We start from the raw sequence: 13543 nt of genomic DNA, 5'->3' as shown, positions 1-13543 counted from the left end.
CTTGGCGGTCGGTGTTCTTTGGTCCAAACCTACCTCCCCGGTAATCACCCCTGGGGCTCGGTCTTGGTACCCGTACAAAAAATCCCGCCCCACGGGGGCTATGCCCCTAGCGAAGCCGGCGGGGTGAACCGCGGGCCGTACTGCGCAGCGAGTTCCTTTGCGCGAGCGACGAAGCCAGCCGTGCCGCCCTCGTAACCGACGATGAACTGGTGAACGCCACCGGTCCAGGCCGGGAATCCGATGCCCATGATGGAGCCGATGTTGGCGTCCGCCGTGGTGATCAGGACGTTCTCGTCGAAGCACTTCTGCGTCTCGATCGCCTCGATGAACAGCATGCGGTCGATGAGGTCCTGGATCGGGGCGTCGGAGGTTCCGGAGTTGAAGTTCTCGCGGAGTCCGGACCACAGGCCGGTGCGCTTGCCCTCGGCGTAATCGTAGAAGCCGGCTCCACCGAGCTTGCCCTTACGATCGAACTTCTCGACGAGGGTGTTGATGACCTCGCCGGCCGGATCTGCCGGCAGTTCCTTGCCTTCGGCCTTGGCGGCGTCGGCAGATTCCTTGCGGATCTTCTGCATGAGGGTGAGGTTGAGCTCATCCGAAAGCTGAAGCGGCGCAGCCGGGTAACCGGCCTGCATACCGGCCTGCTCGATGGTGGCAGGCTCGACGCCCTCGGCGAGCATGCCGATGGCCTCGTTGATGAAGGTTCCGATGACACGCGAGGTGAAGAAGCCACGCGAGTCGTTGACCACGATCGGCGTCTTGCGGATCGCCTGGACGTAGTCGAACACGCGAGCCAGAGTCTCGTCGGAGGTCTTCTCACCGCGGATGATCTCCACCAGCGGCATCTTGTCGACGGGCGAGAAGAAGTGGATGCCGATGAAGTCTTCCTGACGCTTCACGCCGGTGGCGAGACCCGTGATGGGCAGCGTCGAGGTGTTCGAGCCCAGCAGTGCCTTGGGATCGACGATGTCCTCGATCTCCTGGAACACCTTGTGCTTGAGTTCCTGGCTCTCGAAGACTGCTTCGATGACGAAGTCGACGCCGGCGAAATCTGCCGGGTCAGCCGTCGGGGTGATCTTGGCGAGGAGTGCGTCGGACTTCTCCTGTGTGGTCTTGCCGCGCGAGAGTGCCTTGGCCTCAATGCCTTCGGCGTACGCCTTGCCCTTGTTTGCAGCCTCGATGCTGACGTCCTTGAGGACGACGTCGAAGCCGGCCTTCGCGGAGACGTACGCGATGCCCGCGCCCATCATGCCCGCGCCGAGGACGCCGACCTTCTTGATGGTGGACTTCTCGATGCCTGCCGGACGTGAACCGCCGCCGTTGATCGACTGCAGGTCGAAGAAGAACGCCTGGATCATGTTCTTCGCGACGCGGCCGGTCACCAGCGAGGTGAAGTAGCGAGCCTCGATGAGCAGCGCGTTGTCGATGTCGACCTGCGAGCCTTCGACGGCTGCGGCCATGATGGCGCGCGGAGCCGGCATCGGAGCGCCCTTGAGCTGCTTACGCAGGTTCGCGGGGAACGCCGGAAGGTTGGCAGCGAATGCCGGAGTGGACGGAGTTCCGCCAGGGATCTTGTAGCCCTTGACATCCCACGGCTGAACGCCGCCTTCGGGGTTGGCCTTGATCCATGCCTTCGCAGCCGGAACCAGTTCTTCTACCGAGCCGACAACCTCGTCGATGAGGCCGACTTCCTTGGCCTGAACGGGTCCACGCTGCTGCCCCTGGAGCAGGACGCCCATGAGCGCGTTCTGCAGGCCGAGCATCCGCACGGTGCGCACGACGCCGCCGCCGCCGGGCAGCAGGCCGAGGGTGACCTCGGGCAGGCCGATCTTGACGCCCTTGACGTCTGCCGCGATGCGGTGGTGGGTCGCGAGAGCGATCTCGAGGCCGCCGCCGAGTGCCGCGCCGTTGATGGCGGCGACGACCGGCTTGCCGAGAGTTTCGAGACGACGCAGGTCTGCCTTGATCTCGACGCTGTGGTTGTAGATCTCCTCGGCCTGCTCAGGGCCGACCTTGATCATGTTCTTGAGGTCGCCACCGGCGAAGAAGGTCTTCTTGCCGGAAGTGATGACGGCACCGGTGATGGAGTCCTTCTCGGCGACCAGACGGTCGACGGTGGCCTTCATCGACGCGATGTACGCGTCGTTCATGGTGTTTGCGCCCTGGTTGGGATCGTTGATGGTGAGCACGACGATGCCGTCGGCGTCCTGGTCCCAGTTGATGATGTTCTGATCAGTCACTTTGCTTGACTCCTGGTAAGCCTCGTTGGAAGGACGGACGCCGCGTCAGACGCGCTCGATGATGGTGGCAACGCCCATACCGCCGCCGATGCACAGGGTGATGAGGGCGCGCTTGCCGCCACGACGCTCGAGCTCGTCGACCATCGTTCCGGTGATCATCGCGCCGGTTGCACCGAGGGGGTGGCCCATGGCGATAGCGCCGCCGTTGACGTTGAGCTTCTCGTCCGGGATGTTCAGGTCCTTCTGGAACTTCAGGACGACGGAAGCGAATGCCTCGTTGATCTCGAAGAGGTCGATGTCGTCGACCGTCAGGCCGGCAGCTGCCAGAACCTTCTTCGACGCCGGCGTCGGGCCGGTGAGCATGATGGTGGAGTCGGCGCCGCTGGTGGCGGTGGCGACGACGCGAGCGCGCGGCGTCAGACCCATGTCCTTGCCGGCCTGCTCACTACCGACGAGCACGAGGGCAGCGCCGTCGACGATTCCCGAGCTGTTGCCGCCGTGGTGAACGTGGTTGATCTTCTCGACCCAGTGGTACTTCTGCAGCGACACGGCGTCGAATCCGCCGATTTCACCGATCACACCGAACGCGGAAGCCAGGCCGGCAAGGTTCTCTGCCGTGGTGCCCGGACGCATGTGCTCGTCGTTGTCGAGGATGGTGATGCCGTTGATGTCCTTGACCGGCACTACCGACTTGGCGAAGTATCCGCCGGTCCACGCCTTGGCGGCGAGGTCCTGCGAGCGCACGGCGTATGCGTCGACGTCGTCACGCGAGAAGCCCTCGATGGTGGCGATGAGGTCTGCGCCGACGCCCTGCGGCACGAAGTAGTTGTCGTAGTTGGTGGCGGGGTCGAGTGCCCACGGTCCACCGTCGGATCCCATCGGAACGCGGGACATCGACTCGACGCCACCGGCGATCACCAGTTCGTCCCAGCCGGACCGAACCTTCTGAGCAGCCATGTTCACGGCCTCGAGGCCGGAAGCGCAAAAACGGTTGAGCTGAACGCCACCGACGGTGTCGGGCAGTCCCGCATCGTTGACTGCAACGCGGGCGATGTCCATTCCCTGATCGCCAACGGGGGTGACGACGCCCAGGATGAGGTCGGAGATCCGATCCTCGTCGAGGTCGGGAAAGCGCACGCGCAGTTCCTGGATCAGACCCGTGACCAGCGAGATCGGCTTGACCGAGTGCAACGACCCGGTCTTCTTGCCGCGGCCTCGCGGGGTACGGATGGCTTCATAAATGAATGCCTCTGTGGTCACTGTGAGGTGTTCCTTCCGTGTAATTCGTCGAACCGGTCTGCAGATCGTCCGCGCCGCCTTCGGTGGTGGCGCATGGCCGAGGTACAGACCTCAGCCCTTTCACTGTAGAACGTGTTCCAAATTCATGGGAAGGACCGAAGCGATCCTGCTAGGTGACCGAGGTGATCAGGTGCGCGAACGCCTGCCCGCTTCGGTTCATTTCGGGTGCGCCCCCAGAAGCACTCACGGCACGATGCGATACGGCAACATCATGTCGTGATCTTCGTGATCGAGTAGATGGCAATGCCACACGTATCCCTGGAGTCGACCAGAATCAGCCATATCGTGGCGCCCACCGCCCGTCATCCCACCGCCCGTCATCCCACCGCTCGGAAGACGATCGAACATCGCGTCGGGATCGAAACCCAGCTCATCCGCAGTGGGGAATCGCACGATGATCCGGGTGACAGTGCCGCCGTCCACCCTGACGGTGTCCTTCATCCCCGCTTCCCACGGCGCCGGCGCGATCATCGGCCCCGCCTCGAACCCGTCGGGCGACGGAGTCCACTTGTTGCCGATCACCGGCTGCGGATGGCGGATCAAGTACTCCAGCGTCCGCATCGGTGTCCTGCCGAGAATCCGGAAATTCACCAGGTGCAGGTGTATCGGATGCGGGTCCGGCGTGGTGTTGACGATGTTCCACTGCTCGACGGTGCCTTGCCGCGGCCTCTCGACGTCCGTGGTGCTGAACGTCAGGTTGTTCAGCGTCATCTGAGCCGGTGGATTCCGCAGTTCCAGTTGCTGGCTCACCGTCACCGTGCGAATTACCGTCGGCTGCTCCCACGGGGCGAGAACGTCACGTTGTCGGCGCCCACCGCGCAGTTGCGACGGAACACCACCGGTGAATCCGCGCCTGGAGTCGCCGCGGAACCGGCAGAACAGCGGCATAGTCACTTCACCGATGACAGCGGCGGGCAGCGGGGGCGCCTCGTCGTTGCGAAGCTCCACCGTCGAACCCTCCGACAGTCCGGTGAAATCGACGAGGAGGTCGTACCGCTCCCCCGGTGCGCAGCGGAAGGCATTGACCGCGACGGGCGCGTCGAGCATTCCGGCGTCGTTGCCGATGACCCAGAACGTCATCATGTTCGAGAAGTGAAGATTCCACACACTTGCCGACGACGCATTGACGATGCGGAGGCGGTAAAGGCCCCGAGCCACGGACAGTTCCGGCCACACCTTGCCGTTGACCAAGCCGACGTCGCCCACCGCGCCGCCTTCCCACGATCCTTCCGGGATCAAGATGGTGGATCGGCCGTTCTGGGCGCCTGTCGGGGTGAATATCTTCTCCTGCAGGATCAACGGGATCTCGAATTCCTCGGCCGGCAACCCCAACGGATTTCCCAGTTCGCCGGTGTCGAATTCATCCCTGATCAGATAGTTGCCGATCAGACCGGCATAGACGTTGAGCCGGGTGATGCCCATCGCATGATCGTGATACCAGAGGTGGGCGGCTTCCTGACCGTGCGAAAAGTGATGCATCGCAGCCTGTCCCGGCATCACCAGCAGCTCCGGATGGCCGTCGCTCTCAGGTGAAGTGACTCCCCCGTGCAAGTGCAACGACGTCGGCGGGTTAGCGCGAAAGTCTGCCTGCATTCCGTGCAGCGTCATATCCATGTCCGCTGCCAACGGATGTCCGGTCAGATCGTTCTCGAACGTCAACATGATCGGCTCGCCGGAATGCGCCTCGACGGTGGGGCCCAGATAACCGCCACCGATCTCTCCGCTGCGGTACGACAGTGCTGGGGACGAGGGAAAATCCCGATGAAAGGCATGTTGCCCCACTTGCGCTGTCAGTGTGATCTCGTTTCCGGAAAGCGTTGACAACGACGGTAGTTCGTCACAAAACGGCTCGAACTCCGGCGAATGAAAAATCAACGGAGACTCGATATCCACGCTCCCGGTTGGAACAGCACTTGCCTTTGTACCCAATGCAACAGCCGCTGTGCCGACTACCGACCCTTTCAGAACCGATCTTCTGGAAACCCCGATACCCATACATACCCCTCCCCATCGAAACGGGTTGCGTTCTCCGGCAAGGAAAACGCAACCCGTCTCTCCACTTCGATCTCGGAAAATCCCCCGTCTACTTTCCGTCGATCGCCTCCAGCACCGAATCGATCAGCGACTGTGGAAGTTTCGACGGCGGAGAGATTTCCAGTTCTCCCGGAGCGCCCGGCATCGTCCAGACAGTTCTGTGCCGAGCGATCGCGAGCTTCTCCCGTGATCCGTCCTCATTGACCTTGAAGTACTCGAACTCGAGGTCGATCCCCCTCTCGTAGAGGGCAGACAAGGACATCGTGACCAGGACGTCGTCGAACGGCATGACCTCGCGCAGATGCTCAACCCTGGTGTGCACACAACGAAGTTCCCCGAGAGCGCCTCTGGCCGCCATGGCCTCACGCTGAGAACGGACCAGGAACTTGTCCCGAACCCTCGACTGCCAGATGTAATAGTTGCCGAAGTAGATGTTGCCCACGACGTTTCCGTCCTGCAACGTCGTCGAGAACACCTCGGATTCGAGCAGGTACGGATTGCGCGGCACCATCGGAGCCGAGCGGATCACGGAACCACGATCGACGTTCTTCGGTTCGGTGGGAACAGCGATGTTCTTCGTCCCCGTCGGAATCGTCATCGGCTCGATGAAATCGTGGAAGTACTGCGGCATCGGCCGTGCCGCCACCACACCGTGGGAGAGGATTTCCACCCACGTCGTCTGCATCGCACTCCACCCGATGTGAGTGCACGTCTCGCCGTCGACCCGGCACCATTCGACATGCAGATTGGTGGTTGCCCGATCCGGACCGGTGAGCTCGGTGATCCAGATCGTCCCCTCGACAATGTCGTCGGTGTACAGGTTCGCATCGATGAACACCTCGGAGTTGTTGGTCACCATGCCCCAACGACCCGTCGCCATGTCCTCCACGATCTGCTTCGAGATCGGTCCGGTTCCCCTCTCTCGCAAAGCGCCCAACCACAGCGCGAAGCTCGCGAACCCCACTGATCCACCGACGTTGCACGCGTCCCGGAACCCGACGGGGAACCGGATCGACACCGCCGGATAGCCGCTCCGGGCCACCACATGCACGTCGGAGCCGTAGGCCATCGGATCGAACTGCGCGAGAGACTTCGCCGACAACGGGCCGGAGTCGAACTGCGGTGCCGGGTCCTGCGCCGGTTCCTCCGCATCCTCCTCATGAGTCACAAACGCGAGAATCCGCTCCTCGTTGTCCGTCAACAGAGCTGGAAAAGTCAGAACCACCACGCTTCCCTCTGCGCCGCCGCGGAAGGTTACTGCGTCGTCCTCCCTGGCGCCCATCGCCAGAGAAACCGACATCTGCCCCGTGGCCTTTCGGATCGCCTCGGCCGCCGCCCACAGCCTGGTTCCCGCACGATCGAGTGATTCGCCGCCCGCGATCAACTCGTCCAGCAGCGGAATCCGCGCCGAACCCAGAAGCGCCTTCCACTGCATGACGGTTCGGGCGCGAATCGGTTCGATGTCACACCCCTGAGGCCAGTCGCCGGCCGAACTGAGTGACTTATTGCCGTCGTGCGAGAGCGAGACATCCACAGAGGGTGGAATATCACCGACGACGACGGGCTTTCCGGTTTCCTGCCATTCGATGGCAAAGGCATTACTCATTTGATCACCACATCCTCATCGAGATGAATGTTCACGGCCGCCTCGGCGATCGGTTTCTCCTGCTCGTGACGTTCCGACTTGGTCAACTCGTGAATCCCCGGGGTATGCGCGACCACAACCCGCGGGCTCTTCACTCCCAACGCCCGGCTGTGTTGCGCGAGCTTGTCGAGAATGATCTGTGCGTCGCGCGCAGTCGGATCCGCGATTTCCTCAGCCGTAGGACGGCTTTCGTCGTGGGAGAGAATCTGGGAGCGATATCCCTCGAGCTGCATCACTACTCGGCCGTCCTTCACCACCGCCACGTCGGCTTGCATGTCGGTCTCTGTCTGCACCTTGTCGTAGGCGTACGCGGTGAACGAACGAGCCTCGAATCGTCCGTCGTACATGTCGATTCGCGCAATGTTGACCGGAAGGCAGATCTCCCGCGGAACCATGATCTGGCCCGATTGGAGCAGGGAATCGAGGAAGTAGGGATCACCGAGGAGGTGCTGCCTACGGTCGGCTCGCGAAATAGCGCTGAAGAGGATGTGCTCGGAATCGAGGCTCGAGATCTCTTCGAGTCGGCGGAAATCTCCCTCCTGGAACAGCAACCACGAGTAGAGATCGTCCAACGGATCGATGTCGAGCACCGGTCGCGGCAACTCCTTCTCGAACTCCGGCAGTGTTTCGTCCAGCCCGAAGATGAAGTCGGCCGAGAAATGGGGCCGTCCGTACCCGGTCCGTTCGGTGCCGATCGTGACATGCACCCGCGTTCCTGCAGCATCACGATCCTGCTCCACGACGCTTGCCTTGATCTCGACTCTGGTGCCCTCGACCGTGTCGACGACGATCGGTCGATCCAGCTTGATGTCGTCGATGCGGACGCGGCCCAGAGTCACGCGTCCGGTGACATAGGCCGCCGCCTGCGACATCGCCTCGAGTCCGAACACCGTCGGAAGCAGCGCCGATCCTTTCCAGACATGGTCGAGGACAAAAGGATCTGCCGAGGTGGACAACGTCGTCCGGGTAACCAGTTCTACCTGCGGCTCGAAGGTCACCACTTGGTCGATGTACCGCGACACCGCCGGCAGAGCCGGTGCTGCCGGCGCCCAGGTGTCCAGACCGCCGAGTCGACTGGTCACGACGATACGACTCGCCTCGGGTCCGCTGTCGACCAGGCGAAGGAAATGATCCACTCCCGCAGCCGTGGAAATCGGCATGACACCCATCTTCGCGAGGTGGTTGACACTGCCCATGCGGGCGCCCATTCCGGTCTCTCCCCACACGCTGTACGCGAGCGAGAACGTCCGAGTCTTCGGGTGCCCGGCGGCATACCGCATCACCATTTCGTCGAGAAGCTCGTTTCCGTATGCATACCAGCTGTTTCCGGGCATACCTGTGAATCCGATGATGGAGGAGAAGCCCACGAACAGCTTCAAGTCGCGATCAGCGAGCGCTTCGACGAAGTTGGCTGCGCCCAGGACCTTAGGTGCAACCTCCTTGAAAGCCGCAGCGCTGTCGACTCTCTCGAACCGCCGCGGAACATTCGCCCCCGCACCGTGGACAAACCCGGTGATCGGCCCAACCTCGACCTCGATCTGGGCGACGACGCCGGCCACCGCCGCAGCATCCGTGACGTTGCAGCGATAGTAGTGAGCGCTCAAACCGGCAGACGTGAAGTCCGCAAGAGTGGAAGCGATTTCGTCACCCGCTTGTCGCTGAGAGCTTCCGATCAGCACTAGTTCGGCGCCTGTCTTTCGGCCGAGAGCCAGAGCGCATTGCGCCATGATGCCTTTCGCGCCACCGGTCACGACCACTACATCCGAACTTCCCAACCCGCTCTCGCGGACGGTGTAGTCGCTCGAGGCGAGAACCCGCGGTTGCAGTGCCGTGCGTCCCATCTCGGTGTCGTAAGTCGCGAAAACATAGGATGCAACCGAATCCAACTCGGAGACGACGGTGGTTGCCACCACCGCGTCCGCAGTCGAGCCGTCGAATCCTATGACGCGGACATCCAGTTCGGGGCGCTCGTGATGCACCGAAGCGGCAAAAGCCGCCGCACTCGGTACCGGCGCCGGATTGCCCAACTCGACATCGGTGAACTGAATCACTGCCAATGTGGTTCGTGCGCCTGCACTTTGCTGTGCCGGAACCATCTTGTGCATGTGTTCGATCCCACTGCGCAAGCCGATTTCGGTGACGGAATCATCGGTCATGCGTGGCATTACGGCAACCACGTGCTGCGCATTCGCAGGAGCGCCGTCGGAGAATGTGCGAATGTCGACCTGAGCACCACGCCCTCGTAGTTCGGATTCCAACCTTCCGACCAAACCGGCGTCGTCACCGATGACGACAAACGTCGTGTCCGTGAGGTCTCGGACTCCGTGCAACGCTGTCTCGCTCCGAACCTTTTCCAGGGTGTAATCGCGAACCCAGGTGAAGCTGTCGGCTGATATACCCTTTGCCTTCACCGGCAGCGCCCGCGCAACCGGCTGCTGCTGCCCCGACTTCTCTTTCGCGGATCGATCGAGCACTTCGATCAGTTCACCCAGGCTGACGTTGACGAGTTCGGCCGGATCCAGATCACCCTGAACACCCAATCGCGTTGCCACAGTTGCTATCGCATCGGCAGCCTTGATCGAGTCCATGTTCAGGTCGTCGAGCAGGTGGAGATCCACATCGAGAGACTCCACCGGAAATCCGGTGTCCTCCGCGATTACCTCGAGCAGTATTCGCGACACGTCCGACTGCACCGAACTCGCTGCTGGAACGGCAGAACCGGGATTCGTTGATGCCGCAAGGATCAGCGATGCTGCTTCTCCGATCGTGGCATTGGCCAACTCGGCAGGGTCGAGGTCGACAACCTCGAACTGATGCGCAACCTTCGAAATAGCCTCTGCCGCACTGATCGAGTCGAGATTCAGATCATCGAGCAGACGCAGATCCGTCGTGATCGACTCGGCGGGGAATCCCGTCGTATCGGCGAGGATCCTGATCAGCTCACTTTCCACGGACCCAGCGCCCGCGTCAGCCGGCTCTTCGACTACCGGAGCCGAAACCGGCGAAGGAGCTTTCGCTGCTACGGATTCGTGGCCGTTGGTGACTGCCCGCGAAGTCGGAGCAGATGGAGAAGACGGAGAAGACGGAGAAGTCGCTCCACTGCCTACATCAGCACGAATGACGTCGACGAGGAAGGTCCCGCGTCGACTCAGGTAATCGGCCAGCGCCGCAGCCGGATCCCCGCCGGACGTACCAAGTGCGAGCGGTTCGGGAGCAGAGGTAACCGTCAGCTTCGCCTCGGCCAGGTTCTCGATGAACACCTTCTGATCGGCAGGAACGAATTCGCGCACGAACCGGCCGTCGAAAAGTTCGTTCCATCGGACCTGAGCGCCATGTACGTACATCGCGGCCAGCGCGACGTTGAAGTCCTCGTCGCGTCCGGACTTGGACGCAACGGGGAAGCAGCGCACGCCGTCGGTCCCATTGATCGCCTTGGTGAGCCCGGTCAGCACACGGCCGGGTCCGACCTCGACGAGCAGGTCCACGTCCTGCGAGATTTCACTTACCGTCTTGACCCAGTCGACCGGTGAGACAACCTGTTTGGTGACCAATTCGCGAAGTGCCAGTGGCGTCTGTACGCGTTTCCCTTCGACGCAGGAATACACGGGGCAAGTCAGCGAATCGACTTGCTCGTCAACGGGCGCAGTGGACTTCAGCTCCCGCTCGGCCTCGTTCATCATCTCGGAGTGGAAAGCATTCGACACGGCAAGCGCCTGAGCCGACACTCCGCGCGTCTTCGCGATGGCAACCACATCGTCGACCGCGTCTTTGGTGCCCGAAACCACGGTCTGTGTAGGCGTATTCAGATTCGCGACGGTCGCGTAACCCTTTGTTTCCGCGATGATCGCCTCAGCCGTCGATCGGTCGCAGGTCAGGCTCGCCATCGCGCCGTTTCCACCACCACTGACAGCCATGGCCGCACCCTTCGCCGCAGCCAAGGTGATCAGCGTCTTCTGGTCGTAAGCTCCTGCCGCGTAGAGCGCGGTCAACTCGCCGAGACTGTGGCCGGCGACAGCACTGGGTGTGACACCCAATCGGCGGAGGTACTCGAACCAGAGCAGCGAAGCCAAAGCGACGGCAGGCTGGGTGAACTGCGTCTGGGCGAGATCCCGCTTCCACTTCGCCAATTCTGCAGCGTCAGCGCTCTTGACCGGGTTCCGCAGAATTCGAGGCGTGATCGCCTCCGCTCCAACTCCCTCCAACCAGCCGTCCGCCTCGGTCGCCAGTTCGCGTGCCCACTCGAAGCGCTCGATCAGCACGCGCGCCATCTCGAGTTGTTGGGATCCCTGTCCAGGGAACAGGAATCCGATGTCGTGGTGGACGGCGTTCGAGATCGAGATCTCGTTGCTCACGACCTTCACCTGGCCGGATGCAGGAGCGGAGTTCTCGCAGATCACGGCAAGCTGACGCATGCGTTCGGCCAACTGCCCGGGACGTCCGGCCACCACTGCGGCACGGAAGGGCGCGGTCGGCGAGATCACTCGCGAGAGTTTCGCCGAAAAGTCCAGCAGCTCGGCAACACTCAACGGAACCGCCAGATCTGCAACATCCCGCGCTCGGGTCGCCAAGTCCACCGCGGAATCTGCAGAGAGTACAAATACCTCGGTGTCCTGGTACGACGCCATCATCGTGCGGACGTCTCGCGAAGGTGTCAGCTTGCTGGACGGTGCATCAGCCGATTCAATGGCGACGTGGCAGTTGATACCGCCGAAACCCATGGCTTGCGCACCAGCACGCATCTTCTCAGACGGATCTCTGATCTCACCGTTGACGAGCGGAAAGAGTGCCGGCGCTTCGGTTCCGAACGCCGGGTTCGGGTCGGTGCAACCGGCGAGCGGCGGAAGGATTCGTTGATTGACGGCCATGGTCGCCTTGATCAGCGCAAGGATGCCCGACGCCGCCTTCGTGTGCCCGATCAACGACTTCAGTGACGTCATGCCGATGCTACGAGCCTCGACGGGCCCGTCCGTCTGAGCGGCCTGCTGGACGCCGGCCAGTTCGACGGGGTCTCCGACGGGAGTACCAGTTCCGTGTCCTTCGACGAAGGCAACCTCGCTGGCCGCGAATCCCGCTCGCGAGTATGCGCGACGGATCATCTCGGCCTGAGTTTCGGCGCGGGGCTTGGTGATTCCACCCTTGCCATCGGTGGAGATGCCCCAGCCGCGAATCGTCGCGTACACGTAGTCGCCGTCCGCCCTGGCGTCCTCGAGTCGTTTCAAGGCCACGAATCCGCAACCTTCACCCGGGATGAATCCGCTTCGGCTTGCGTCGTACACGTTCATGTCGCCGCGTGTCAGTGCACCCAAACGGGCGAATCCCACCAGTTCCAAAGGATCCAGGCTGACGTCGACTCCACCCGCCAAGACGAAGTCGGCCGCGCCGGACGCCAGCTTTTCGGCTGCAGTCGCCACCGCGAGCATTCCGGACGCGCACGCACCGTCCACGACGTACCCGCCGCCGTTGAAGTCGAGATAATTGCAGATCCGGCCGGCAATCGTATTCGACAACATGCCGGCGAGAGTGTCTTCACTCGGCTCCACCAATGGGCCCTTGTAGACCTCTTCCATCGTCTCGGCGAGAGCATCGGCGACGGAACTGTCCAACTGGCGCGCTTCGGCTGCCACAGCGAGTGCGCGCTTGACGTAAGGCCAACGCAAACGCATCGACCACATCCGGGATTCTTCACCGGTGAGGGAGTTGCCGACGATTGCTGCGCTGCGTCCAGTGGGTACCGATCCTCGGCTGTAGCCCGCGTCCGTCAAAGCCCCGAGTGCTGTTTCCAGAGCCAACCAGTGTGTGAGATCTGTCGACTTGAAGGTCCGCTCCGGTATCCGGCGACCGACCCAGTCGAATTCGAAACCATCCATGAACGCGCCGCGATCGGCGTATGTCTTGTCGACGTCGTCAGGGCTCGCGCTCCAGTAGTCGTCGAGGGACATCCGTGACTCCGGAAACTTTCGGAATTGCATCCGACGCGCGAGGACGTTCTCCCAAAATCCTTGCAGATCATGTGCACCGGGGGACCACATGCTCATCCCGACTATCGCAATCGCAGGATTAGTTGAATCTTCAGTCATCTTACACTTCCTATTTTCGCGCGCATCCACGGGAGACTCAATCGACCGAAGACTAACCACGCCCTCATCGGTGTGTAAAACGCAGTTTCACCTCAAGGCATAAACAAATAACAAAGGTCGTTCGGCGCAATGAACGTGTTTCAGCAATTTGACAGCAATCGGTAGTTAGCTGTCACTCGGAGTTACTTATTTGCTTCGCAACCGGTCAAGCTCCTGCTTGAACATCCGTACCGGATCCCGGTTTCACG

General features: G+C 62.0%; 5 protein-coding genes. All 5 read right to left on the bottom strand.

All coding sequences use genetic code 11. The features are described from left to right. Nucleotides 1-98: 98 nt before the first annotated feature. Nucleotides 99-2240 (bottom strand): 3-hydroxyacyl-CoA dehydrogenase NAD-binding domain-containing protein, encoded by a 2142-nt coding sequence (locus RWT78_RS07040; protein ID WP_003943799.1) that lies wholly within the window; start codon nt 2238-2240, stop codon nt 99-101. A gap of 45 nt (nt 2241-2285) precedes the next feature. Beyond that, nucleotides 2286-3500, bottom strand: a complete 1215-nt coding sequence (locus RWT78_RS07035) for an acetyl-CoA C-acetyltransferase (protein ID WP_003943886.1) — start codon at nt 3498-3500, stop codon at nt 2286-2288. Nucleotides 3501-3722: 222 nt separating this feature from the next. Continuing rightward, nucleotides 3723-5534: a multicopper oxidase domain-containing protein gene (locus RWT78_RS07030; protein ID WP_314674920.1), complete on the bottom strand. Its 1812-nt coding sequence runs from the start codon at nt 5532-5534 to the stop codon at nt 3723-3725. 88 nt (nt 5535-5622) lie between these two features. Then, the gene (locus RWT78_RS07025) at nt 5623-7179 is read right to left on the bottom strand and encodes a hypothetical protein (RefSeq protein WP_314674918.1); all 1557 of its coding nucleotides are present in this window, start codon (nt 7177-7179) and stop codon (nt 5623-5625) included. Beyond that, the gene (locus tag RWT78_RS07020) at nt 7176-13295 is read right to left on the bottom strand and encodes an SDR family NAD(P)-dependent oxidoreductase (protein WP_314674916.1); all 6120 of its coding nucleotides are present in this window, start codon (nt 13293-13295) and stop codon (nt 7176-7178) included. Before RWT78_RS07020 ends, RWT78_RS07025 begins: the two co-directional genes overlap by 4 nt. Nucleotides 13296-13543: the final 248 nt, after the last annotated feature.

Source organism: uncultured Rhodococcus sp. (assembly GCF_963525155.1).
GTDB classification, from domain to species: Bacteria; Actinomycetota; Actinomycetes; order Mycobacteriales; family Mycobacteriaceae; genus Rhodococcus_F; species Rhodococcus_F qingshengii.
The sequence above is the reverse complement of the archived record's forward strand: the minus strand, read 5'-3'. Positions and strand labels throughout refer to the sequence as shown.

Coding starts and splice junctions, on each gene's coding strand:
- RWT78_RS07030 (WP_314674920.1), bottom strand. CDS start 5,534: ATGGGTATCGGGGTTTCCAGAAGATCGGTTCTGAAAGGGTCGGTAGTC.
- RWT78_RS07025 (WP_314674918.1), bottom strand. CDS start 7,179: ATGAGTAATGCCTTTGCCATCGAATGGCAGGAAACCGGAAAGCCCGTC.
- RWT78_RS07020 (WP_314674916.1), bottom strand. CDS start 13,295: ATGACTGAAGATTCAACTAATCCTGCGATTGCGATAGTCGGGATGAGC.